This is a genomic window from Brachyspira sp. SAP_772 (assembly GCF_009755885.1).
Lineage (GTDB): Bacteria > Spirochaetota > Brachyspiria > Brachyspirales > Brachyspiraceae > Brachyspira.
On the sequence record NZ_VYIX01000003.1, the window covers coordinates 171857 to 198088 of the forward strand.

Here is a 26232-nt window from a genome sequence, read left to right on the forward strand (position 1 = left end):
TTTTTTCGTTCTAGCTAATTATAATTAATAATAAGCCTTTCTTAGTCAACAGATACACCTGCTAAGAATATCCATTACTCGAGCTATTGCATTAATTGTTTAGTGAAATTCACTATAATACAAATAAAAATAATGTCAATACTATATAATAATTTTTTTATAAAAGATTATTAACATATCATAATTTTTTATAATTAAAAATCTATTTAAACTTAAATATAAAATATTAACATTAAAAGTTGCAAAACTATTAGAAGTTATATATAATTCGCTTCAAATATATTTTTTAGTTCTATTCAAAAATTAATATAAGGAAGCTCACTCTATGAAAAATCTAAAAATAATATCTATTATATTATTATCTTTATTATTATTAACTTCATGCGAAACATTACAAAATAAAGCAAAAGAAATTACAAGAGAATATATAGAAGAAAATAAACCTGAAATAAAAGTAAAAAAAGCTTCTATTGCAAATGTAACTTTTAAAGATATAACTTTAGATGTGCTTCTAAATATAAAAAATAATTTTCCTTTTGAACTTCCTTTAGATAGAATAGATATAGAATTAATTAATACAGACAATAAAGTTTTTACAAAAGCAAACACTGTTCAAACTCTAAAAATACCTTCTAAACAATCAGAAGATGTTAATATGGAGTTTAATGCTAAATATATTGATGTATTTACTACAGCATTTGGAAGCATAAAAAATCAAAACTTCAAATGTACCGCTCAAATTACTTTAACTTTTACAATACAAAATATGAAATTCCAAATACCTTATACTAAAGAATTAACTTTTATAGAATAAATAATTATTTTATTTTTGTGTAATATTTGAGTTTTTTTGCCATTTACCAGATTTATAATAATATAAACTAAACAAAGTATTTATTATATAGCAAATGCCCATAGATGCCCATATACCAACAAGTGCAAACTTTCCTGACAATGCATAAGCTAATATTGTTCTTAAAATAAGCGTAGTAGAAGTGCTAAAAACCATTATTACTATAGTTTTTCCAGCTCCATTAATTATACCATTACACACAAACATAATAGAATAAAATATAAATATAGGCATTATAGTATAAATATAGCTTTTAGAATATTCAAAAACTTCTATATCCTTTGTAAACATATTAATTAGAAGTTGAGGATTAACTATAGAAAATATGCTCATTACAGAAGAGATAATTATACCAATAACAATACCATTTTTAAAAATTTCTTTTACCCTATCAAATTTATTAGCTCCAATATTTTGTGCCGACATTGTCATAACAGCATTACCCAAAGCCCCTATGGGCATGATAAATAAAGATTCTACCCTATTTACTATAGCAACCGTAGCACTTGCAGCTTCTCCAAAACTGCTTATAAGCCTTGTTATTATTAGCCAACCAAAAGATATTATAAATTGATTCGATGAAATAGGAATCGCTAATTTCATTATTTTTTTAGTTATATTAATATCAAATGTAAATATAAAAGGATTAATTTTTATAAAGCTGTTTTTTATCCTTAAATATGATGTGCTTATTAATACAGAGATGCATTGTGATATTACAGTGGCAATAGCAGCCCCCTTAAGCCCCATTGCTGGAATTATAAAAAAGCCTTTTATTAGTATTGGATCTAATATGATATTAACCACAGATGATACTATCAAAAATATTAAAGGCCTCACAGTGTCTCCAACTGCCCTAAGTATAGAAGATATAAAAAAATAAGAATATGCAAACGGCAAACCTATTATAGTTATTCTTAAATAAATAACTGCCATATCTAAAGCATCTTTTGGGGTGTTCATTATTATTAATATTTTTTTAGCAAATATAAACATCAATGAGCCTACACTAAAAAGTATAATAACTCCCAAAGTGGTAGATACTTTTATTACATGGCTAACTGTATCATAATCTTTGGCACCATAATATTGTGATACTATAACCCCATTAGCCATATTAACCCCAAAAGCAAAAGAACCCATCATAAGCGTTATTGGAAAACTTACAGCAACTGCAGAAAGTCCAAGAGGGCCTATAATATTTCCTATCCATATACTATCTACTATATTATAAACAACATTCAATGTGTTTGATAATAATATTGGTATTAAAAGTGTGATAAGTGTAGAAGATACTTTTGATTCTGTGAGATCTTTGCCTATATGATTTGACATATAATTATTATAACCTTAAAAATTAATTAATATCTATCAAAAATGCCGCTATATATTTTATCACTTACAATGTTTCTTTTCTCTACTAAACCAACATTAACTGTATAAATACTTTCATTAAAACTACTCTTTACAAATTCTATAGTTAAATAATAAGTAACGCTATCTCCCCTATCATACACATACTTACTAGCCTCATACACATCATTTCCTAAAATATTTCTATATTCAATATCATATCTATAAAAATCTACAGTAAGATTATATTGATCTTTAAACTGTATAGTACCGTCAGAAGAAATTCTTATAATAGAATAACCATGTATATTATCTGTTCCATATAAATATCCATCCCAAGCTCCTGTATATGTGCTACCTGTTGGAAAAAACGAAGAACTGCTCAAATTAATAATACAAGAAGATAAAAATATGCTTAAAAATATTATTAGTACTATAATTTTTTTATTCATAATTTAATTATCCATTTAAAAAACATTATAATAAAAATAATATATCATAAAAATATAAAGTCAAATATCAAAGCATAGTATAAAAAGTATATATTTTATATAAAATAATAACTATAAAAATAAATATACATATTATTCAAGTTGATTTTTTATAAATATTATTATACAATAGCACATTAATATTTACAGAAGGTGCTTAATTTTATGGAAAACCCTATAAAAAATATTACAGATATCATAATAGGCGAATGCAGAACTTTTAAACATACCTTAAAAGAAATTTTATACGCAATAGTAATAGTACTAATTATAAACACATTTTTAATACAAAACTATCAAATTCCAACAGGCTCTATGATACCTATTATCATGCCTGGAGATAGATTATTTGCAAATAGATTCGTATACGGTGTAAAACTTCCATTTACAGATGGGCTTTTAGGTTATAGACTTCCTAAAATAAAATCACCTCAAAGGGGAGATTTAGTTGTATTTAGAGCGCCTCCTTCTTCTACCTTCGGATGCGAATCTGCTATGCCGTATTATGAACCTTCACCTTTTGTACAGATGTTAAAATTACCTGTAATGATATTTTCGCTTACTCCTTTTAATTGGGACCCAAGATTTTTAGTTGCAGACTTTATAGGTGAAAAACTAACTGGAGGAGAGCATCTTGCACCTGCTAAATTATTCTTTGGACTTAAAGCTGTAGATTTAGATCCTAGAAAAGAGTTTGTTAAAAGAGTAATAGCAACAGCAGGAGAAACTGTTGAAATTAGAGAAAAAAAGATAATTATAAATGGAAATGAAATAGAAGATAAATGGGGTTATTTCTATTATGGGGAAAGAGACTTCGTACCTATTATAGATATATATGGACCTGTTTATGTACCTAAAAAAGGTGATGTGATAATATTTAAAAAGATAGTTGATAGAGAAGATTATTACAATGACCTTAAATCTTTTGAAGTATATATTAATGATAAAATAGTTAGCGATGATATTAAACTATTTTTCTGGATGAATATATATATACCTTATGCAAAAGACAGACCTGATGAATATATATACAATGTACCTGAGGATTATTTCTTTGTAATGGGAGATAATAGGGATCAAAGCTGCGATAGTAGAATGTGGGGACTTGTGCCTTACAGGCTTATTAAAGGGCAGCCTATGATTGCATGGATACAATCAAAAAGACCTGATGATGTGCCTCAAGGTTTCTTTAAATACTTTATTATAAAATAAGTGAATATATATTATGTATAGCCAAATATCAAAAGATACATTAAAAGAATTATTAAAAATTTGGAAAGCAAAAAATATAGAAGATTTGCAAAATAAAACTGATAATATATCTTTAATTTCATATAAGTTCTTTCTTTTAAATAAAGAAGAAAAAGAAATTGTTTATTTTATTATAAAAAATTATGATAAAGAAATCAATTCTATAGATATTGCATATTCTCTTAAATATAGTCAAAAGCAATTACCTATGTTTTTTAATTATGTTGATGATATAAAAAAATCTGGGCTTTTATATCTAAAAATGAAAAGAAGAAAACTTAATGCTAATGATGATACATTAAATTTCTTGCCAAATATAAAAGAATTATTAGAAACAATTATCTTAAAAGAAAACACTAAAAAAATAGAAAATTATATTGATGTTAAATATAATATTACAACATATAAAAAATATCTAAAAAAAATAATATCCATATACGAAAACGGTGGAATAATAGAAAACACAAAAATAAAAATTAGTAATGATGAATTATTAGATTTATGTAAAGCTAATATTGTTACATTATATTTTACAAAAGAAAGTGAAAATACATTTATAGCCATCAATAACATAAATGTATTAAACACTATAGAAAAATCTCTTGAAGAAAATGTTGCTTCTTCTGTTTTTATATACAATCACCTTAATATATTAAATGATATAGAAAACTTTATTTATGAAGTTGATATTCAAAAAATAAATATAGATAATATTAATTTAGAAATTTTTAGCAACAATATAGACTACAGTACAATCATAGATATTTGCTTAAAGCTTGATTTAATAATAATAGATAATAAAGGTTTTATATCGTTAGAAAGTGATAATGTGAAAAAATTCTTGTCATTAAATATAGCAAAAAGAAGAGACACCATACTAAAACAAATATTTAAAAATCATTTAGAATATCAAAATAAAATACTTCAAATATTAGAAAATAATGAGAATATTTCTAAAACCAAATTGCTATTAGAATTAAAAGAAAAAAATACTATATCTCCAGAAATGTATAATAATGTGTTATATACAATGTTTATATTTGGTCTTGTAGAAGCTTCGTTTTATGAAGGAGCTATTATTGCATTAAAAAGCATAAAAGACATAAAAAATAATTCAAAAAAATGTTTTATTAATAGCAATTTTGAAATTACTTTAATTAATCATAATGCTTTTGATGATGATTTTATTTATATGTGCAATTTATATTTTGAGCTTGAAAAAAATGAAAGCGTTTATACTTATAAAATCACAGAAGAGAAAATATTAAAAGCAAAAACCATTATAAATGATACTGAATCCGATTACAGTTTTAATAATTTTTTAAGCAAATTAAAATCTGTATTAGAAGAATATTCACTTACAATACCAAAGCATGTAGAAAGCAATATTAATAGATGGTATGAAAGAGGAATTATATCTTCAATATATGAAAACGTTACTTTGATAAATATAAAAGATAAAGACAAACTTGAAGAGATAGTTTATGAAGCAAACAGGAAAGGAATGAAGATAAAAAAAATTAATGATGAATATGCCATATTAAAATACAATTCTGTAAGCAAAAAGACTTTAACAAAATTTTTAAGACAGAGAAGAATAATAGTAACCTTTTAATTTTTTATATTTAACTTTTTATAAAAGAGAAATATTTTTATGATAGATTATTTAAATAGAGAAACTTATAATTTTTATTTGCCAGAAAATTTAATAGCAACCACTCCAAACTATGAAAGAGACCATTGTAAATTAATGACAATCAACAAAAATACGGGAGAAATAGAACATCAAATTTTCTCAGATATTATTAATTATCTAAACAAAGATGATATATTAGTTCTCAATGACAGCAAAGTAATCCCAGCAAGAATATATGCTAAAAAAAATACAGGCGGTAATGCCGAAATACTTCTTTTAAATAAATTCAATAACAGCGAAGATTTATGGGAATGCTTAATAAAAGGAAAAAATATAAAAGAAAATGATGTGTTATATTTAGATTATAGCCATATAGAAAATATTGGAATAATTGAAGCTTCTATAATAAAAGATAATATATCAACAAAATTAATAAAGTTTTCAAAACCGCTTACTGCAAATATATTAGATACAATAGGTAAAATACCTCTTCCTCCATACATAATACAAAGCAGAAAGAAAAAAGGCGAAGAAGAATATAACGATAAAGATAAAGAGTTCTATCAAAATGTATATGCCAAAAATGAAGGAAGTATTGCATCCCCTACTTCAGGGCTTCATTTTACTAAAGAGCTTTTAGAAAAAATCAAATCTCTTGGTGTTACAATTTGCTATGTTACTTTGCATGTTGGCTTTTCTACTTTTAACCCTATAAAAGAAGAAGACTTAAAAAAACATGTTATGCATGAAGAAAAATTTTCCATACCAAGAGAAACTGCAAATATAATAATAAATGCTAAAAAAGATGGCAGAAGAATAGTATCATGCGGAACAACTGTAGCAAGAGTTTTAGAAAGTGAATATAATGATTTTAGTTTTAATAGATTAGAAGGCTCTACAAATATTTTTATATATCCTCCATACAAGTTTAAATGTATAGATGCTCTCATTACAAACTTCCACACCCCCCACTCTACTCTTCTTGCTATGGTAAGTGCCTTTGCTGGTTATGATAATATTATGAATGCATACAAAATTGCTATAGAAAATAATTATCATTTCTTCTCTTATGGAGATGCTACTTTTTTATATTAATAAGTTAAATGCTTGATTAAATAATATTTTAGTTTATTATAAAAAATAAATTAAAATTATGGATTTTTTATATCATGAATAAATTATTTCTCTTTCCAAACTCTAAAGCAAGAGACAATTATCTTATTAAAGAAAATGGTGAATATTATAGTCTTGATATCACAAATTATAAAACAATATATGAATTCTATAAAAACAGTATAGATAATTTTTTAAAAAAATATTGTCTAAAAAATGATGTTTACTTATTAGAAAAGGCTATCGCTATAGTAAATATGCACTCTGCTATAAATGAGTTCACACAAAAAAATAAAAACTCAATATTATCCAAACAAGTTATCACTTATCAATTGGCTTCAAGTTTATATTCTTTTTTGGAAGAGATTAGTTTTGCTAAGTTGATGTGTAATGAAAATATAATTTTTAATGATGAACATTTAAAAGATATAAATAAAATTATAGAAATATATAAACTTAAAAATACTTCGATTAATGCTATTGATGAATTCGATGCGTTTGAATATTTTATTAACTCAGTAAAAAATAAACAAATAAAAATTAATTATGATGAAATAAATATATATAACTTTGAAAGTCTTCCTCATTTATATAGCATATTCTTAAATACAATACAAACTTATTACAATATAAAAATAAATATATTCTTAGCAGATGAATGCATAAACAACTTTAAACCTTATTTTAAGGATTATAATATAAATCAATATAAAATATCAAATTTTGCAAAATCATTAATAAACAAAAAAAATATAAAAAAAGATGATATAAAATTAATAACAGCATTCGGCACAAAACAAGAAGTTGATACTGTATTAGATGAGATAACAAAATTAATACAATCAGATATTTCTTTAGAAGATATTAATATAATTTACTCTGATGCTGATAAATATCATGACATTCTAGTTAATAGATTAAAAGAATGTAATATTAATTTTAATGAAAGAAGGGGGAATTTTATATGGAAGATGCCTCTTATACCTGTGCTAATGTCTGTATTTACTATACTTGATAAAAAAGAGAAAATAAAAATTGATGTAGAGAATCTAATTAAAATATTATCATCTCCTTTTATTAGTAATAATGAAGAGACAAATAATTATAATATAAGAAACACATTATATGCTAATGAAAAAATAGTAAGTATTATGCCATTAGATGATTTTGTGAAAAATGTAAAAGATAATAAGTTTATATTAGATTTTATAGAACTATTAAAAAAACTCATATATGCCAATACTTATAAAACTATAGCAATAGTTTATATAGAAATATTAAAATTTTTAAAAGTAGATTTAATATTTGATAATAAATTAATTTACAAAGATGATAATATAATTAACATTCATCAAAATGCATTAAGACTGTTTATAGAACTAATACTCAAACTTGAAGCAACAGAAGATGAAGAGAAAATAGATTATTATGATTTCTATTCTGCTTTAAGTACATTAATAGAAGAAAGTTACATAAAAACAGATAAAAGCAAATATGATGCTATAACGTTAAGTAATCTTTATGATGCTAGAGGAATAAAAGTAAAACATTTATTTATATTAGGTATGAATAATGATTTTTTAATGAGAAAGCCAAATACTTTTTTTATGAGCAATAAACTTAGAGAAGAAATTAATAATAAATATAAAAAACATATATTTAATACTCAAAGTTTATTATCTGATATGTATTATAATTTATTTTTAAATATACTCTCTTCATTAGAAGATGATAGTAAAGTTTATTTTTCCTTTAGATTTAAAGATGATGAAGGCAATTTAGATATACCATTTTATTATTTGGAAGATATAGCATCAGAAATTGGAATAAAAGATTTTAATGATATTAACTCTTTTATTTATAGAAAAAACTATATAGCAGATAATATTCACACTTCAAAAGAAAATATGATGAGTTTATTTTTTGAAAGAGAAAATTATAATTTAGAAGAAAAGCATTTGAATAATAATAACAAACTTCCAATTAATATAAAAGAGATTACAAAAAGTGTTTATGATAAAATAAATAAAAATGAATATGATGATGCTAATAACAATGCAATAAAAATAATACAAAATAAATTGTTTGGTAAGAAATCTTGCATTAGTGTAAGTTACTTGCTTAATATAATGCAATGCCCTGCTAAAGTTTTATATAATGATGAATGTAAAATAGAAGCTGTATCATCAACTCCTGTTAGCATAGATAAAATATTAAAGGGAACTGTTTATCATGAAATATTTAATAATTTTTATTCAGAAATAAAAAATAAATATAATGATTTAACATTAAAGCGTTCAGAGTTTGATAATTATAACGATATAGCAAAAGAAGTTATAGAAAATACTATAATGGATAAAAAAGAAATTACTGATGAAAATGATAAAAAAATAATGAGCTATGAAATTAATAATATAATGAAGTATTTTATATCAAATGAAATAGATAATATTGAAGAATATGGATTTATACCATTTGCATTTGAAGAAGATTTTAATAATATTAAAGTTTATTCTTATAATGGATTTGATGTAAAAATTAAAGGTAGAATAGACAGAATAGATTTAAGTTATAGAGATGATAAAACAATAAATGGAATAAGAATTATAGATTATAAAGGAAGCAGCTACAATATTAAAAAAATTGTAAGCTATGATAATTATGATGATATAATCAATAATTACTTACAGCCTTTACTATATTTAAAATATGCTATAGAAGAATATATAATTAAGCAAAATAAAAATATTGATATATTTAAGCAGTTAGAAAAATGCGAATTAGGTTTTAGTATTTATAAAGAAGAAAATGTAGTAAATAAAGAAAATCACTATATAAAATTTGATGATAAGGAAACAATACTTACTATACTTGGATATAACGGAGAAAATGTACTTCATAATTATTTTGATAAGGTATTAAGACATATTGCAGATGGGGAATTAATTTTTATAGCAGGTGAAAATCAATGCAGAGATTGTATATATTATAATTTATGTAAAGAACATTATGTTTATGAGTAATAATTTCATATTTTTGCTATTACTCTAATATTCTCTCCATAAGACCATTTATTAGCTTTGTTTTTATAATCAATGAAAGTTGCATTAGGTATAATTAATGTTTTTAGAGCAAATAAAGAAAAGCCAAAAAAATTATTGAAACTAGGAAAAGAACCTTCTAGTAAGCTTATTTTTAAATCTTCATTATTTTCACTGATATTATAATTATTATATTCGCTTCTTATTATTTTTAAATTTGCACTTTCTACAAATTTAATTAAATTATCCATATTAAAATTAACAATATGCTCTGTATTAAGATATCTCATAAGCATTTCATAAGAACATTCATTAGGCATAGGAGAATTAGGAACCTCTATATATATAAATCCATTCTCTTTAAGCATATTTTTTATTTTTATTAATATCTCTTTAGGTTCTTTAAAATGCTCTATTACATGAGAAAGTATTATAATATCATATTTAGACTCACTCTCTAAAAAGTTTTCTTTCAAATCAATATTATATTTCTTTTTGGCATAAACTCTTGCATTATCATTAAGCTCATATCCAAAAACATTATTATTATTTTTTTTAAATAAACTTAATAATAATCCATCAAAAGCTCCAATTTCGCATATATCTTTATTTTCTAAATCTATAGTTTGTTTGATAAAATTAAATTGAGATAAACTTCTAGCATAACGCATCTTGCTTTTAGCTATTTCAAATAATTTATTTTTTATATTATTATGATATTCATTTTTGTATAATGAGTTAATCTCTTCATTGGTTGGAGAATCTATAAAGTATAAAGAACATTCATCACATTGATAAACGTCTTTATACTCTTTCCAAATATTTTTAATTTCTCCAATTTTTTTATAATGATTGGAAGAACAAACTTTGCAAATATTCGCCATTATTCAAAAGAAAGCTCAATACCGCATTTAGGGCATTTAGTCATATCCTCAGTAATGCTAGAACCGCAGTTAGGACACTCATAAACCTCTATCTCTTCAACAACCTCTTCTGCAATTCCTTCGTAATTTTCATCACTCTCTTCTACAACGCTAACAACCTCTTTAAGTATGTCTATTATATTATTAACAGTTTCCTCATCAAGGTTAGTTTTTTCCATAATATCTTTAGCACTCATTCCATAAAGCTCTTCTATAGAATTAATGCCTCCGTCAATAAGAGTTTTTATTACATCTTTATCTATATCAGTTAATGAATATAAATTACTTATTGTACTATCTTCAGTATTTTCAGTTTCAATAGTAACTTCTTCATTTTCAATATTCTCTTCAATATTTTCAGCAAATATTTGATTTAAAGGAACTATATCTTTTAATAATTCAGGATTTTCTTTAATATCAGTTTCTGTTTTAAGATCAAAAGTATAACCAGTAAGCTGAGAAGCCAATTTAACATTATATCCGCTTCTTCCCAAAGCAAGAGATAATTGATCATCAGGTATAATAATCATAGCCTCTTTTTTCTCAGGGTCTGTAATAATTATTCTAGTAGGTTTAGCAGGAGCAATAGCCTCTGCAATATACTCTCTAATATCTTTAGACCATTTTACAACATCAATCTTCTCGCCTTCAATCTCTTTTATAATAGCCTGTATTCTTATACCTTTCTGACCAATACAAGCACCAATAGGATCAACTTCAGGCTTATTTGATACTACTGCTATTTTTATTTTTAATCCCGGCTGTCTTACAACATTTTTTATTTCTATAGTGCCGTCAGCAATCTCGGGAATTTCTAATTCAAATAATTTTTTAATAAAGTCAGCTTTAGTTCTTGTTAAATATATAGTAGGATGCCCAGACCTATCATTTTCTACCTTGTATATATATGCTCTTATTCTATCTCCTGCAGAATAATGCTCTCTTGGAGATAAATCTTTTTTTAGTAAAACCCCCTCAGTCTTACCTAAATTAACATATATATTTCCTCTGTTTTCTCTTTGAAAATATCCATTTACTAATTGATTTTCTCTTCTTTTAAATTCATTATATATAATATTTTTTTCAAGCTCGGAAATCTTCTGAAAGAAAGTAGTCTTAGCAGCGGTACTCTCTATTCTTCCAAAATCACCAACATGATCAACTAATATTAAAACCTCATCACCTAAATTAATATCACTGTCAAGTTTTTTAGCCTCTTCTAAAGATATTTCCTTTCTATCGTCTTTTACCTCTTCAACTACATTAACTCCTCTATATACTGTAGGATTATTATTATTATCAAAATTAATATGGAAGTTTACATTATCTCCATATTTCTTTTTTAAAGCCAAAATCATAACAGACTCTACAACCTCTTTAAGAAAATCGATATTAATATCTTTTTCTTCAGATAGCATTTGTAGATAAGTACCAACATTTTCAAACATAATTAACTCTCCATTTTTGTTTTTACTAGCAATTTAATCTAGTTTTTATAATATTAGATTTTAATATTTTTATATCAACATTATCATCATTATTTATAATAATATAATCATCTTTAGCTTCTTTTAATATAGCCGTAGTTGTAATATAATTATCATCATCTACTTTGTATTTAATCTTTATAGGCATATCTTCAAAAAGCTCATAATTATCATCAAATTTCCATCTAAACCCAGCAGAAGATACTGTAATAGTATAATCCCCCTCATCATAACCATTATTTTTTATCACTTCTTGAATTACTTTTGTCGCTTCAATACAATGATTATGCGAAACACTCTCTTTCTTCTTAAAAATAACAGCATAAACTTTTTTATTATCTTTTACAGCAAGCACCTTTAAATCTAATAAATAAATATTATGCTTTTCTATTAACTTTTTAGCATTCTCAAAAAGCAATTCTTGATCTATTACTTTCACTTCATTTTTTTTAACAGGTTTAACTTTTTTCTTTTTAGCATCTCTGCCATATTCTTTTTGCCTCTGTGGTCTTCTGTTGTTTTTTTCGCTCATAATACTATACTACTATATATAAAGTGTTAACAAAAAAAGAGGGTCAGTTTTTCCCTTTGGGAGATAAACCAACACTCTTTTATTAAAGTCCTATTGATTATATAATTAATTCTATATCAATAAATATTTTTGTCAAGCATTTTTATTGTTATATGCTTAAATTAAAGATGAGATAAATACTCAGTAACCCTTACAGCTGCCACTGCCCCCTCACCAACAGCATTAGCAACTTGTCTTACAGGTTTAAATACAGAATCTCCGCAAGCAAAAACTCCGTCTATATTAGTAGCCATAGTAGACATATCAACTATAATATGTCCGCTCTCTTTCATAGCAAGACCAGTATCTTTTAATATGCTAGTAGCAGGCTCTTGACCAACAAATACAAATACTCCATCTACAGCCTGTTCATGTATAGAGTTATCTAATACATTTTTTATTTTTATATTAGTAACCTTTCCATCTCCGCAAATCTCATCAATCACACTGTCTAAAACATATTCTACTTTGCCAGTATTAGTTAAATGTTCTATATTAATAGCATCAGCTCTAAACTCTTTTCTTCTATGAACCAAATATATTTTCTTAACAAATCTAGTAAGGAAATAAGCCTCATCAAAAGCACTGTTTCCGCCGCCAACAACAGCAACAGTTTTATCTCTATAAAAAGCACCATCACAAGTAGCACAATATGAAACACCCCTTCCAGCAAAATCTTCTTCGCCCTTAGTGCCTAATTTCTTAGCAAATCCGCCCATAGCAAGTATTATGCTTTTTGTTTGATAAGTTTTTCCATCTGCAGTATAAATAGTTTTTACTTTATCTTTAATATTTTCTATCTTTGTTACTTCATCATAAACTATAGGGTTCTTAGAAAATTTCTCAGCATGCCTTTGCATTCTATCAACAAGTTCAAAAGAACTCATCTCCTCTGGAAACCCTAAGTAATTTTCAACAGTATCGGTACTCATCATCTGCCCGCCAATACCTTTTTTCTCTATAAGTAATGAATTAGTTAAAGCTCTTCCTAAATAAAGTAAAGCAGAAAGACCAGCAGGACCTCCGCCTATAACAATAGAATCATATACATTATTTGACATATATTGAAACTCCTTTTTTATTAGTAATTATTATTATATCGTATTTTTTCAAATTAGTCAAACATTTTGTTATAGTATTATAACTTTTTATAGCTTTTTGAAATGCTTGTTTACATAGGCAATGATTTCGCTTGCATTCGCTATTTCTCTAGATGAATTACCAACTCTAATAAAGAATTTTTCTTCTTTAAGACCTTGCTTATTTGTGATTCTACTATATACAGGCTCTCTGCTTTTACTTATATAAACAATACATATGTCTTTTCCATCTTCTTCAACAAAATCTATTCTAATATTCTCAGCAGAAAAAGCATTACCATAATAAGTTTCAACTAAAGTTCTAAGATGAAGCTCAAAGAAATCTTTATTAGGCTGTCTTAAAGTAGAATAATCATGCTCAAGCCCTATAATTTCTCCATCATTAGTGATACCTATAAAAAGTCTTCCGCCTTCAGTATTTGCAAAAGCTGCAATAGATTTCATTATCACTTCTTCTAAAGATTTATTTATCTTTTCTGTATTGCTGTCATATCTTAAAGTAGACTTAAACTCTACATTTGTACTTTCGCCCTCTTTTATAATGTTTTTAATATTCATATGATTATTTCTCAGGTCTTCTATTATTTTTACATAATGAACAGAGAACATCACTATTAAACCTATTGTAAGGACTACAAATATAACAAAGAAAAGTACAATAGGTACTTGTATTCTATTTATTAAAGACTTTTCTGGAATTATAATTCCTATTTCAACATTGTTTTCAGATACGCTAAAATTGCCCTTATATCCCCAATAATGCTTATTATTGTAAATTACTTTAGCTATATCTTCATTTTCATCTTTTTGAAACTCATAATTAAGCATATCTGCTATTTCAACAAAGTCCATAGGGTTTTCATTGGTATTAGATAAAGATACAGGGAAAATTATTCTGCTGTTTCCTGTAACCAAATAAGCATATATATTATTCATATTTCTTATATCTAAATTATCAAACTTCACATTAAACTCTGAAATATATTCAAAAGCAACATTTTCACTAGCAATATAAATTAAATGTATATAAGGCTTACCATCTTTTACATAAAAAGAGTCTATACTAAGCTGTTCTAATGGTATTGCGGAGTATTTTTGCATATTATTCGTGGCAATAGTGCCTTGAACCTTATAGCCATTACCTGATTTAGTAATAGACATATAACTATCACCAAATTGCATAGCTGCCTTTTCTATAAATGTATGCTTTGGGAAAAAATTAGTTATTAAAACCTTATAAACTTCAGGAGCTTGATTAATTATATCAAATATAGGTGTCATTTGCATAGAAAAATAGTAGGTTGGGTAATATATTTTTGAATATTCTTCTACTACACTATTTTTTACATCTTGAAAAAGAGACTTAAAGAAAAACTTTACAGGTACAGGACTTCTCATTTGAAAATATATAAATCCTGCTACAGATAAAAACAGAAATACTAATACAAAATCTCTAAGTATCTTATTACGCAATTCAGATTTCGAGATAAATCTTCCAGATATTATTTTCATGCCATATCCATAGTACCTATTTTTCTTATCATTACACTATAATAACATAATATAATTATAATATCAACACATAAACAACATATAAAAAAATAATAAAAAGTCAATACATAAATATTATAATATTTTATGATGCAGTTTTTACAATTCTTTTAAAAATATAATTAGTATTTTGATTTTCAAATTCTCTATTAGGGTTATAATAGTATAAATTTATGCTTTTATCTACATTAAATAGTATATCCGCTCTATAATTAGTATAATTAGCTCCTGAAACTTCATTATTATAACTAGCAAATGATGTTGTATCTTTTATATTTAAATCATGTCTTAATACAATAAGTTCATCATATCCATAGCTTTGAAAATTATCAGAATTTGTCATAGCCATGAAGCCCATTAATGTAGACGTAGGAACTTCTGTGTAAATACCAGCTAAAGTATAACCTCCTAACAATGAAGAATTAACAGGATTTTCTACAGGATCTGGATATATTCTTACTAAGCAAACACCTCTAAATTTTTTAGAAATTGTTTTTGTAATTATATTAGTTCCATTTTCTTGTTTTTCTTCTGTTTTCATAATATTTAAATTAGTATCGAAAGTATAATAAATATTATTTTCAGCAGTTAAAGATTCATTAACATTACGCAATTCAAATTTAGGTTCTTTAGTTTCAGAGTCTATTATCATGTTGTAATAATATATAAGCATATCGTAAGTATCTGATATTCTATATTTGTTTGTTATAATAGTGTCATTTATCAATATAGAAACATCATAATAACCATATCCTGAACCAGAATTTATACCATTGTTTATATTACCGTCATCTATATTACCATCGTCTATATTGCCGTCATCTATATTATCACCATTATCTGCTGTAGGAGGATAAGATAGCATAGATGATGGATTTTGTTTGCAAGAAATAAATATAAATAAAACAAATAAAATTAATACTCTTTTAAACATAATATACCCCAAAATTACATATAAAAATTACATATATACTATTATAATCATATTAAAATCTATTTCAACGAAAAACATAATTTAATATAAAAAAATATGGAAAATATATTTATAATTGCAAAAAAATATTTTTTGTTTTATCATATATTAATTATTTTTAAGGGGTTAATAAAGTATGGATTATAATGAGAAACTATATAATGTATTTTCAAACAAAGAGCATAGATTAGAATCTTGGATGGCTGCAGTATTTTCTAAAGAATATGATCATAATGTAACTATAGATGAGCTTAGAGATATTTTAGCAGAAGAAAACAATTTTATAGTTACAGAGTTAAAAGAGGTAGAAAAAGAAGACTATATAAGAGAAAACTCCAAATGGGAAGTAATACTAAAAGCAGAATATGTAGAAGATTATGAATGCAATGATTGCAGTGAAGAATGCGATGATGATTGCTGCGGCAAAGGACATGAATGCTCTCATAATCATGAAGAAGAACATAAGTGCTCATGCGGACACAACCATGAAGAGCAGCATCAATGCTCATGTTCTCATGATCACGAAGAAAACCATCAATGCTCTTGCGGCAATCATGATAAAGAAATAAAACAAAATGATGAGCTTACATTCTACATAGCTCTAATAGATGCCAAAACTGTAACTGAAAATGTGCCTGAAATATTCTCGGTTAATACAATAACAGAAGAAAATTATAAAGAGGCACTAGAAGTAAATTATGCCATACATATATCAACAGTATTTCAAAATTATCCCCTTACAGACTATCAAAGACAATTACAATTATTAAATAGCATAGTACCAGATGCATCATTATTTTTAGATATGTCTTGCTCTAAAGCACATTCTGGAGATTGGCTTGCATACACTTCAACTTTCTCGCTTTTGCCTTCATTAGACTACCTTTATACTATTCATGCCGTATATGATGATGATAAAGACCCAAACAAAGTAGAATATTGGTTTCATACGCATGGTTTATATAGAGCTGGGGTTATAGAATTAGAGATAGTTGGTGTTGAGGATCCTAATGCTCATTATGGAGAATTATTAAGCACAGTAGCAAAACTATTTATAGAGAGAGGGGCACCTGAAAAAGGTTTTAAATTTACTCCTGCTTATGGTGTTAGTGTTTGCTGGCTTCCTTGGCAAGAGGCTTTAGAAAAACTTAATATTGACAAAGATTTCTCAGGTAGCTATAAAGACAGAAATGATAATATACATAATACTCCTTCTGGTGTATTAGTGGCTATAGATGAAAAAGGTAATTATCATACTATGGACTACTATAAAGATAAACTTACAGATAATCCTATTTTTATGCTTAGCAATTTTGAAACTGCTATAATGAGAGAAGCTGCTTTTGAAAAAATTGAATATTTTATAGAGCTATTATCAAAGAAAAAGAAAGATGAAGATATTTCATTTTTAGTAAAATTGGGTTATGCCAAAGAAGATGAAGACCCTAATGATTTAGAGCATTTATGGTTTGAGGTTCATGATTTTACTGATGATGGATATTTTGATGCAACATTACTAAACGAGCCTTATAAAGATTTGAATATGCATGAGGGGGATAGAGGAAAGCATAGTATAGATAATCTTACAGATTGGATAATATACTATAAATCTATACAATATGACTCTAAAAATATATATTTATTATTTGAAGATTAAATTTATAATTTCTTGACCTTATAAAGAAATAATGATATCATTAATATTATAAAATAATAAAAAATAGCTTATTTTTATATATAAAAAATGAAAGAAAAAATTATTTGTCTATCTTTTATTTTGTTGGTTTTTTTATTTGGTATTATAATTAATGCTTTTTATAATAATAATACCAAAACTAAAAAATATATAAAAGTAACTATGAAAGGTGCTGTAAGACATTCGGGAGTATATTTTTGTGAATATGGTTCTTCTTTCGCTAAAATAATTGAAACAGCTGGAGGAATCACACAAAGAGGATATTTGCCTGAAGGATTAGATTATAATATGCCTATTACAAATGATATAATTATAAATATACCAACTAAGTATTATAGCATTAAGAAAAATACTGAAGGGAGATAAAATTGAAATTAAATAATTCAAATATTTTTGATGATAATAATGATATCTCTCTCGATGAATATGATATAGATTCTCTTGCAGATAAAAGCATAGAAATTAATGAAAACAATTTTCCTACTGTATCTATAGGTACTGAATCACCAACTATACATAGCTCTATAATAGATGATAATATAACTTCTACGGCAGATGAAAATATAGAAGTAGAAAATAATAATCAAGAAACTGTAGAGGCTTATACTGATGAAGAAAATAGAGCATATAATGAAATAGAAAGCAATATTGGAATATCTGAAGATGAATTGAATGCTGTAAGTGATGTTGATGATTTTAATTTGGAAAACCATTTTCAAAATATAAACAATAATGATGAAACTGTATCGGCCTACACTGATGAAGAGAATCAAGCATATAATGAAATAGAAAGCAATGTTGGAATATCTGAAGATGATTTGAATGCTATAAGCGATGTTGAAGATTTTAACTTAGAGAGTTTTTTTGCTAATAGTGCCTCTAATATAGAAGATACATTAAACAATATTGAAGAAGAGCCTATAAGCGAAGTTATTAATATAGATGAAGATTCTGAAAGTAGTTCTTTAGAAAATGATAATAGTATAATAGAAAGTATTGATGAAAATAATAATACTGACATCATTGAAGAAAATAGTAACGATACACTTGAAACTACTGTTAATGATGAAATAAATAGTATTTTAGATAATTATTTGGAATCTGAAAATACTGAAAGTTTTGAAAGCTCTGAAAACAATGATAATTTAGAAAATATAGAAATTGAAGAAAATACTGATAACTCTGAAATAGATAATGAAGTAATTGATGAGTTAGAAAAGTTAGATGATTTAGTTGAAAACTTAGAAAATTTAGAAAACTCAGAAAATACACAAGATAATGATAATATAGCTGATATAGTATCACAAGGTTTAGCTGAAATAGAAAATCTTGAATATGCAGAAAATAATTCTTTAGATGATGATAATAGTGAAGTAGAAATTGTTGAAGAAGATAATTATATCGATGAAAATGTTGAAGATAATATTGTAGATAATGCAATAGTAACCGAAGAAAACAACACGTTTGAAACAACAGTCAATGATGAAATAAATAGTCTTTTATGTAATTATTTGGAATATGAAAGCAATGATAATTTAGAAAGCATTGAAATAGAAGAGAATATTGACAACTCTACTATAAATAATGAAATAGATAATGAAGTAATTGATGAGTTAGAAAAGTTAGATGATTTAGTTGAAAACTTAGAAAATTTAGAAAACTCAGAAAATACACAAGATAATGATAATATAGCTGATATAGTATCACAAGGTTTAGCTGAAATAGAAAATCTTGAATATGCAGAAAATAATTCTTTAGATGATGATAATAGTAAAGTAGAAATTGTTGAAGAAGATAATTATATTGATGAAAATAATGAAAGTGTTGAAGAGAATATTTTAGACAATGCAATAGTAACAGAAGAAAATAATAACATTTTCGAAACAACTGTCAATGATGAAATAAATAGTCTTTTATGTAATTATTTAGAATATGAAAGCAATGATAATTTAGAAAGCATTAAAGAAGATAATATTGACAACTCTACTATAAATAATGAAATAGATAATGAAGTAATTGATGAGTTGGAAAAGCTAGATGATTTAGTTGAAAACTTAGAAAATTTAGAAAACTCAGAAAATACACAAGATAATGATAATATAGCTGATATAGTATCACAGGGTTTAGCTGAAATAGAAAATCTTGAATATGCTGAAAACAATTCTTTAGAAAATGATGACAGTGTAGTAGAAATTGTTGAAGAAGATAATTATGTTGATGAAAATAATGAAAGTGCTGAAGATAATATTTCAAATAATACAATCGAAGAAAATACTCATAATATTGATGTGCCTGATATTGATGATGTTGATTATATAGATGAATCAAATTATATTAATGAAAATAATAATCAAGATGATGTTATAGAATTATCTGGAAATGAACTTGATTTAATAACTAAAGATGAAAATATTGAATATAAATATATACAAAATAATAACAATAAAGAGTATATGGATATGAATAAAATAAAAAAAGATATAGAAGAATTAGAAATAGAAGAACTATCTAATGAAGAAAATAATATATATAGTAATCAAATATCGGATGCTGATGAGAATGAAGCTTATGATTTAACAGATGAAGAAGTGAGTATGTATAAAGACTATATAGAGAATAATGAATTAGATGATAATGATCTTTCTAATGAAGAAATAGACATGTATAAAAGCTATATAGAAGGCAGAGAATATACAAATACTTCAGAAAATATTGATAATGCAGAAGATACCAATAAAGAAAAAGACATTAATGAACTAACAGAAGAAGAAATAAATATGTATAAAGACTATATAGAGAAAGATGGGTCTGAAAATAAAACTGATGATTTAACAGATGAAGAAGAATTAATGTATAAGACTTATATAGAAAATATAGGTTCTGATAGTTCTGATAATATTGTAGAAGAAGATAATAATATAATAAACGATAATTTATCTAACACATCTATTAAAAAAGAAGAAATAAATAGTAATGTAGTAGAAACAGCTCAAAACATTCAAGAAGAAAATAAGATAGAAGAAGAGAAGAAAGAAGAAGATAGTAATGACTTTTTAGCTAAATTAAAGCAAATGAATGAGGAATATAGAAAAGAAAAAGAAGAAAATAAAGAAGAGGAAATTAAAGAAGAAGATAGTAATGATTTTTTAGCTAAATTAAAACAAATGAACGAGGAATATAGAAAAGAAAAAGAAGAGAAAGAAAGAAAAGAAGAGAAAATTAAAGAAGAAGATAGTAATGATTTTCTAGCTAAATTAAAACAAATGAACGAGGAATATAGAGAAGAAAACAAAATAGAGGAAGAGAAGAAAGAAGATAAAATTAAAGAAGAAGATAGTAATGACTTTCTAGCTAAATTAAAACAGATGAATGAGGAATATATAAGAGAAGAAGAGGAAAAAAAAAACGAAAAACTGACTAAAAAAAAAGCTGAAGATATAGAAGAAAGAGCAAATGATGATATTTTGACAGGAAATGATGAATCAGAAGCTCCAACAGCAGGGGATAACACTCTAATAGGCGACGACGAAACTGAAGAAACTATAATAGACGAAAACACTCTAATATGCGATGATGAAACTAAAGAACATACAATAGATGAAAACACTCTAATAGGCGACGACGAAACTGAAGAAATTATAATAGACGAAAACACTCTAATAGGTGATGACGAAGAAGAAACAGCAGTAGATGACAATGCTTTAATAGCTGTAGACGAGATAGAAGAAAATATAAAAGACAATTCTCCAATAGATAGCGATGAAGTAATAATTGATGAAAATGCTCTAATATGCGACGATGGAACTGATGAACCAATAATAAATGATAATGCTTTAATAGGCAACGATGAAACTGAAGAAATAAAAATAGATGAAAACGCTTTAATAGGCGATGACGAAACTGAAGAAATTAAAATAGATGAAAACACCATAATAGGTGATGATGAAAAAGAAACCCAAATAGAAGATAACACCATAATAGGCGACAACGAAACTGAAGAAACTATAATAGACGACAATACTCTAATAGGCGATGACGAAACTGATGAATCTACAATAGACGAAAATACTCTAATAGGCAACGATGAAAATGGTGAACCTACGATAGACGACAATATCCTAATAGGTGATGACGAAGAAGAAACAGCAGTAGATGACAATGCTTTAATAAATGTAGACGAGATAGAAGAAAATATAAAAGACAATTCTCCAATAGACAGCGATGAAGTAATAATTGATGACAACACTCTAATAGGCGCAGATGAAAATGATGAACCTACAATAGACAACAACACTCTAATAGGTGATGACGAAGAAGAAAATATAATAGATGAAAACACTCTAATAGGTACTGACGAGATAGAAGAAAATATAAAAGACAATTCTCCAATAGACAGCGATAAAGTAATAATTGATGATAATGCTCTAATAGGTTATGAAGAAGAAGAAATAGCAGTAGATGATAACACTCTAATATGTGATGATGAAACTGAAGAAATAAAAATAGATAAAAACGCTTTAATAGGTGATGACGAAAAAGAAACTACAATAGATGATGACACTTTAATAGGCAACGACGAAACTGAAGAAACTATAATAGACAACAATACTCTAATAGGCGACGATGAAACTGAGGAACAAATAATAGATGACAACACTCTAATAGGTGATGATGAAACAGATGAACCTACGATAGACGACAATATCCTAATAGGTGATGATGAAGATGAACCAATAATAAACGACAATACTCTAATAGATGATGATGAAACAGATGAACCTACGATAGACGACAATATCCTAATAGGTGATGATGAAGATGAACCAATAATAGACGAAAACACTCTAATAGGCGACGACGAAACTGAAGAAATTATAATAGACGACAACACTCTAATAGGTGATGATGAAACAGATGAACCAATAATAGACGACAACACTCTAATAGATGATGATGAAACTGAAGAAACTATAATAAACGACAATACTCTAATAGGTGATGATGAAAAAGAAACCCAAATAGAAGATAACACCCTAATAGGCGACGATGAAACTGAGGAACAAATAATAGATGACAACACTCTAATAGGTGATGATGAGATAGAAGAAAATATAAACGATAATTCTTCAATAGGCAGCAATGAAGTAATAATTGATGATAATGCTCTAATAGGTGATGATGAAGAGTTAGAAGAAATAGTTGAAGATAATCTAGCAAAATTAAATGAAATTATGGAATTAAATGCTGTTAATCAAGTAAAAGATTCCGATTTAAGTATTATGGAACGTCTTATATCAGGACAAAATGATGAAGATGGCCATGAACTTATACATATAGATGATAAAAAAAATATAAATAATAACAACAAAAATAAAAAATCTGTTGAAGAATATGATGAAACAGATAAACTTCTAACAAAGGAAAATACTATGTCTGAAGAAAAAGAATTATATGAAACAGAAAAAAATAATATAGAGACAAATGTAAAAGTAGAAGATGAATTCAGCCTTAATGAAGATACAGAAAAAAAAGAAAATACAGGATACAACCCTAATGAAGATTTTGACGGGGAAATAAGTCAATTAGATTTAGACTTTGCTATAAAAATGTTTGAAGCAGAAGAAAATATGAACAGTGAAATGGAGTGCTGCAGTAAAAACGATTTACTATTATCAGAAAGCGAAATGAATAAATTCAAAAAATTATTTTTCTACTTTAAAAATATAGTAGAGAAAATGCCTCCCGAATTTTTAAAAGACTTCTCTAAAACAGAATTCTATGATGCTTATTCTTCTTTAAGCAGAAAATTTGATGATTAAGCTTTATCTTTAAGCAAAACGATATCTTCACCTTCTAATTCTTTTATTCTTACAGATATATATTGATCAGCAGGTACATTTAAAGCAAGTCCAACATAATTTGCAGACAAAGGAAGTTCTCTTCCAAATCTATCAACCAATACAAGCAAAACAACCCTCTGCGGCCTTCCATATTCAAATAAAGCATTCAAAGCAGCCCTAATAGTTCTGCCAGTATAAAGTACATCGTCTACAAGAAGAATAGTCTTTCCTGTAATATCAAAAGGTATATCAGTTTCTTTAATTTCAGGGAATTCAGACAAAGTAGATAAATCATCTCTATAGAGGTTAATATCGATTGCACCTATAGGTATATCTATATTTATTCTCTCTTCTATAAGTTTTTTAAGTCTAACAGCCAAATAATCGCCTCTTCTTCTTATGCCAACAATAGAAAGTTTATCCATATTTTCTTTCTCAATTACTTCAGCAGCAAGTCTTGGAAGCACTTTTTCATAATCTTCGGCTTTTAATAAAACTCTCATAAATATACCCCCTTTTTATTTATCATTAAAATACTAGCTTGATTATAATATTAAAGTAAAAAAAATCAATATAATAATTTTTACATTTTATAAAAAAAATATGTTAAGTATTTTCCTAGTTTACCGATTTTTAATGTAGATACAGTAATAACAAAGTTAACATAAGAGTTGATTATTTATTTTACTGTTATATAATAAAAGGTATTATTAAATATTTAATTAAGCGAGGAATTTTATATGGCAGAACAAGAAGAAAACTTAGAATTAGAAGAAGGCGAAGAAGAGGAACAAAACGAAGCTCAAGCAAAGAAAAAATTCACTTTAAGCCCGATGATAATAAAAATACTAATGATAGTGGCTGCCATTTTAGTAGTTGCTTTAATATCTGGACTTATAGCATTTTTTGTTTCTAAGAGCGTAGGAAGAGCTGCAGGAGTAAATGCTGGTGTGGTAGATGGTATGATTAAACAGCCGCCTCCAACATATTTTGCTATTACTCCAGAGTTTAATGTTAATACTGCTGATATGGATGTTGCAAGATTTGTTAGAGTAAGCATAGTATTGACTTACACTACTAATGTTAAGCAATTAGCAGTAGAGCTTCCAGAGAGAGGATATATGATAAGAGATAGAATATATTCTTTGATAAGTTCTTATACTTATGATCAATTAAGAACTAATGAAGGAAGAGAGCAATTAAAGGCTGATATTAAACGTGAAATAAACAGTATGTTAAAAAACGGACAAATAGATGATATATTATTTGATAGTTTCTTGTTGAGTTAATGAGTTAAAATAAAGTAAAGGATAATAGTATGACAGAAGTATTGTCACAAAGTGAAATAGATGCATTATTAAGTGCTATATCATCTGGTGAAGTGTTGGATAATATTGATACTAAACGTGTAGAAGTAGAACATAGAAAGATTAAGATTTACGACTTTAAGCGTCCTGACAAATTCTCTAAAGACCAAATAAGAACGCTTCAAATGATGCACGAAAACTTTGCACGTGTTACTACAACTTCATTATCAGCTCAGTTAAGAACTTTAGTAGGTATTCACGTAGCAAGCGTAGACCAGCTTACTTATGAAGAGTTTATAAGAAGTGTAAGCAATCCATCTACTTTGGCTATTGTGAGTATGGACCCTTTAAAAGGAAGTTCTATTTTAGAGATTGACCCATCTATTACTTTTACTATTATAGATAGGTTGTTTGGAGGAGCTGGAGAGAGTCCTAAAAACTTAAATAGAGAATTAACAGATATTGAGTTGTCTGTTATGGAAGGTATTATAGTAAGAATATTGGGTAACTTAAGAGAGGCTTGGTCTCAGGTAATAGACTTAAGACCGCGTTTAGGTTCCATAGAAACTAACCCTCAGTTTGCTCAGATGGTTAGCCCTAATGACATGGTTGTACTTATTACTTTAGAAACAAAGGTTGCGGATGTTGAAGGTATGATGAACTTTTGTATACCTTATATTACTATTGAACCTATACTTTCTAAATTCTCTGCTCAATATTGGTATGCTTCAGTAAGAAGAGGAAGTACTAGCGAAAACTTAAAAATTATTAAAGAAAAATTACAAAATATATATGTTGAAACTTCGGCTGAACTTGGTTCTATGCAATTACCATTATCAGACATTCTTAATTTGCAAAAGGGCGATGTTGTTAAGTTTACAGAAACTAAGATTACTGACCCTGTGATATTCAAGATTGGTACTAGGAAGAAATTCTTATGCCGTCCGGGTATATCTGGAAGCAGAATGGCTGTACAGCTTACTGGTGTTATGGATGGCGAAACTGATATCACCGAAGATGATTTATTAAAAGAGGAGGATTAAGGT

General features: G+C 26.3%; 19 protein-coding genes. 10 read left to right on the forward strand and 9 right to left on the reverse strand.

The features are described 5' to 3' along the window. Positions 1-325 precede the first annotated feature (325 nt). Complete coding sequence (locus GQX97_RS10500) at positions 326-814, forward strand: hypothetical protein (protein WP_157151910.1); 489 nt, start codon at positions 326-328, stop codon at positions 812-814. A gap of 9 nt (positions 815-823) precedes the next feature. Here the strand turns inward: GQX97_RS10500 and GQX97_RS10505 are convergent, their stop codons facing one another. Beyond that, on the reverse strand, positions 824-2188 hold the full coding sequence (locus GQX97_RS10505) for an MATE family efflux transporter (protein ID WP_157151911.1): 1365 nt from the start codon (positions 2186-2188) through the stop codon (positions 824-826). Positions 2189-2214: 26 nt separating this feature from the next. Further along, positions 2215-2658: a hypothetical protein gene (locus tag GQX97_RS10510; RefSeq protein ID WP_157151912.1), complete on the reverse strand. Its 444-nt coding sequence runs from the start codon at positions 2656-2658 to the stop codon at positions 2215-2217. 204 nt (positions 2659-2862) lie between these two features. Between GQX97_RS10510 and lepB the strand changes: the two genes are divergently transcribed. From lepB to GQX97_RS10530, 4 genes are all read left to right on the forward strand, one after another. Continuing rightward, the gene (lepB, locus tag GQX97_RS10515; RefSeq protein ID WP_157151913.1) at positions 2863-3909 is read left to right on the forward strand and encodes a signal peptidase I; all 1047 of its coding nucleotides are present in this window, start codon (positions 2863-2865) and stop codon (positions 3907-3909) included. Positions 3910-3922: 13 nt separating this feature from the next. Beyond that, the gene (locus tag GQX97_RS10520) at positions 3923-5563 is read left to right on the forward strand and encodes a hypothetical protein (RefSeq protein ID WP_157151914.1); all 1641 of its coding nucleotides are present in this window, start codon (positions 3923-3925) and stop codon (positions 5561-5563) included. A gap of 39 nt (positions 5564-5602) precedes the next feature. Continuing rightward, positions 5603-6679 (forward strand): tRNA preQ1(34) S-adenosylmethionine ribosyltransferase-isomerase QueA, encoded by a 1077-nt coding sequence (gene queA / locus GQX97_RS10525; RefSeq protein WP_157151915.1) that lies wholly within the window; start codon positions 5603-5605, stop codon positions 6677-6679. 74 nt (positions 6680-6753) lie between these two features. Continuing rightward, a complete protein-coding gene (locus GQX97_RS10530) occupies positions 6754-9720 on the forward strand; it encodes a PD-(D/E)XK nuclease family protein (RefSeq protein WP_157151916.1) in 2967 nt (988 codons plus the stop codon). A 5-nt stretch (positions 9721-9725) separates the two neighbouring features. On the opposite strand, the gene GQX97_RS10535 is transcribed toward GQX97_RS10530, so the two are convergent. From GQX97_RS10535 to GQX97_RS10560, 6 genes are all read right to left on the reverse strand, one after another. Next, positions 9726-10622 (reverse strand): class I SAM-dependent methyltransferase, encoded by an 897-nt coding sequence (locus GQX97_RS10535; protein WP_157151917.1) that lies wholly within the window; start codon positions 10620-10622, stop codon positions 9726-9728. Continuing rightward, complete coding sequence (gene nusA / locus GQX97_RS10540) at positions 10622-12109, reverse strand: transcription termination factor NusA (RefSeq protein WP_157151918.1); 1488 nt, start codon at positions 12107-12109, stop codon at positions 10622-10624. Before nusA ends, GQX97_RS10535 begins: the two co-directional genes overlap by 1 nt. Positions 12110-12134: 25 nt before the next feature. Next, positions 12135-12680: a ribosome assembly cofactor RimP gene (locus GQX97_RS10545; protein ID WP_157151919.1), complete on the reverse strand. Its 546-nt coding sequence runs from the start codon at positions 12678-12680 to the stop codon at positions 12135-12137. 161 nt (positions 12681-12841) lie between these two features. Beyond that, the gene (trxB, locus tag GQX97_RS10550) at positions 12842-13780 is read right to left on the reverse strand and encodes a thioredoxin-disulfide reductase (protein WP_157151920.1); all 939 of its coding nucleotides are present in this window, start codon (positions 13778-13780) and stop codon (positions 12842-12844) included. A gap of 87 nt (positions 13781-13867) precedes the next feature. Continuing rightward, the gene (locus GQX97_RS10555) at positions 13868-15331 is read right to left on the reverse strand and encodes a helix-turn-helix domain-containing protein (RefSeq protein ID WP_157151921.1); all 1464 of its coding nucleotides are present in this window, start codon (positions 15329-15331) and stop codon (positions 13868-13870) included. A 124-nt stretch (positions 15332-15455) separates the two neighbouring features. Next, a complete protein-coding gene (locus GQX97_RS10560; RefSeq protein ID WP_157151922.1) occupies positions 15456-16304 on the reverse strand; it encodes a hypothetical protein in 849 nt (282 codons plus the stop codon). A gap of 175 nt (positions 16305-16479) precedes the next feature. Between GQX97_RS10560 and GQX97_RS10565 the strand changes: the two genes are divergently transcribed. The 3 genes from GQX97_RS10565 to GQX97_RS14820 all read left to right on the forward strand — a co-directional run bounded on the left by GQX97_RS10565 (position 16480) and on the right by GQX97_RS14820 (position 23858). Further along, complete coding sequence (locus GQX97_RS10565) at positions 16480-18000, forward strand: DUF4026 domain-containing protein (RefSeq protein WP_157151923.1); 1521 nt, start codon at positions 16480-16482, stop codon at positions 17998-18000. An 87-nt stretch (positions 18001-18087) separates the two neighbouring features. Continuing rightward, complete coding sequence (locus GQX97_RS10570) at positions 18088-18405, forward strand: hypothetical protein (protein WP_157151924.1); 318 nt, start codon at positions 18088-18090, stop codon at positions 18403-18405. Positions 18406-18407: 2 nt separating this feature from the next. Further along, positions 18408-23858 carry a hypothetical protein gene (locus GQX97_RS14820; protein ID WP_198391214.1) on the forward strand — a complete coding sequence of 1817 codons (5451 nt, stop codon included), beginning with the start codon at positions 18408-18410 and terminating at the stop codon, positions 23856-23858. Here the strand turns inward: GQX97_RS14820 and pyrR are convergent. Further along, a complete protein-coding gene (pyrR, locus tag GQX97_RS10580; protein WP_157151925.1) occupies positions 23855-24382 on the reverse strand; it encodes a bifunctional pyr operon transcriptional regulator/uracil phosphoribosyltransferase PyrR in 528 nt (175 codons plus the stop codon). The genes GQX97_RS14820 and pyrR overlap by 4 nt on opposite strands. 237 nt (positions 24383-24619) lie before the next feature. On the opposite strand from pyrR, the gene fliL reads away from it, so the two are divergent. Together fliL and fliM are read left to right on the forward strand one after the other, a co-directional pair. Beyond that, the gene (gene fliL / locus GQX97_RS10585) at positions 24620-25168 is read left to right on the forward strand and encodes a flagellar basal body-associated protein FliL (RefSeq protein ID WP_157151926.1); all 549 of its coding nucleotides are present in this window, start codon (positions 24620-24622) and stop codon (positions 25166-25168) included. A 29-nt stretch (positions 25169-25197) separates the two neighbouring features. Further along, the gene (gene fliM, locus GQX97_RS10590) at positions 25198-26229 is read left to right on the forward strand and encodes a flagellar motor switch protein FliM (RefSeq protein ID WP_013244574.1); all 1032 of its coding nucleotides are present in this window, start codon (positions 25198-25200) and stop codon (positions 26227-26229) included. Positions 26230-26232 lie beyond the last annotated feature (3 nt).

Excerpts from the sequence above, each read along its gene's own strand:
- GQX97_RS10505 (WP_157151911.1), bottom strand. The coding sequence starts at position 2,188 with ATGTCAAATCATATAGGCAAAGATCTCACAGAATCAAAAGTATCTTCT.
- GQX97_RS10570 (WP_157151924.1), top strand. The coding sequence starts at position 18,088 with ATGAAAGAAAAAATTATTTGTCTATCTTTTATTTTGTTGGTTTTTTTA.
- fliM (WP_013244574.1), top strand. The coding sequence starts at position 25,198 with ATGACAGAAGTATTGTCACAAAGTGAAATAGATGCATTATTAAGTGCT.
- GQX97_RS10510 (WP_157151912.1), bottom strand. The coding sequence starts at position 2,658 with ATGAATAAAAAAATTATAGTACTAATAATATTTTTAAGCATATTTTTA.
- nusA (WP_157151918.1), bottom strand. The coding sequence starts at position 12,109 with ATGTTTGAAAATGTTGGTACTTATCTACAAATGCTATCTGAAGAAAAA.
- GQX97_RS10500 (WP_157151910.1), top strand. The coding sequence starts at position 326 with ATGAAAAATCTAAAAATAATATCTATTATATTATTATCTTTATTATTA.
- GQX97_RS10520 (WP_157151914.1), top strand. The coding sequence starts at position 3,923 with ATGTATAGCCAAATATCAAAAGATACATTAAAAGAATTATTAAAAATT.
- GQX97_RS10545 (WP_157151919.1), bottom strand. The coding sequence starts at position 12,680 with ATGAGCGAAAAAAACAACAGAAGACCACAGAGGCAAAAAGAATATGGC.
- GQX97_RS10535 (WP_157151917.1), bottom strand. The coding sequence starts at position 10,622 with ATGGCGAATATTTGCAAAGTTTGTTCTTCCAATCATTATAAAAAAATT.
- fliL (WP_157151926.1), top strand. The coding sequence starts at position 24,620 with ATGGCAGAACAAGAAGAAAACTTAGAATTAGAAGAAGGCGAAGAAGAG.
- queA (WP_157151915.1), top strand. The coding sequence starts at position 5,603 with ATGATAGATTATTTAAATAGAGAAACTTATAATTTTTATTTGCCAGAA.
- trxB (WP_157151920.1), bottom strand. The coding sequence starts at position 13,780 with ATGTCAAATAATGTATATGATTCTATTGTTATAGGCGGAGGTCCTGCT.
- lepB (WP_157151913.1), top strand. The coding sequence starts at position 2,863 with ATGGAAAACCCTATAAAAAATATTACAGATATCATAATAGGCGAATGC.
- GQX97_RS10555 (WP_157151921.1), bottom strand. The coding sequence starts at position 15,331 with ATGAAAATAATATCTGGAAGATTTATCTCGAAATCTGAATTGCGTAAT.
- GQX97_RS10560 (WP_157151922.1), bottom strand. The coding sequence starts at position 16,304 with ATGTTTAAAAGAGTATTAATTTTATTTGTTTTATTTATATTTATTTCT.
- pyrR (WP_157151925.1), bottom strand. The coding sequence starts at position 24,382 with ATGAGAGTTTTATTAAAAGCCGAAGATTATGAAAAAGTGCTTCCAAGA.
- GQX97_RS10565 (WP_157151923.1), top strand. The coding sequence starts at position 16,480 with ATGGATTATAATGAGAAACTATATAATGTATTTTCAAACAAAGAGCAT.
- GQX97_RS10530 (WP_157151916.1), top strand. The coding sequence starts at position 6,754 with ATGAATAAATTATTTCTCTTTCCAAACTCTAAAGCAAGAGACAATTAT.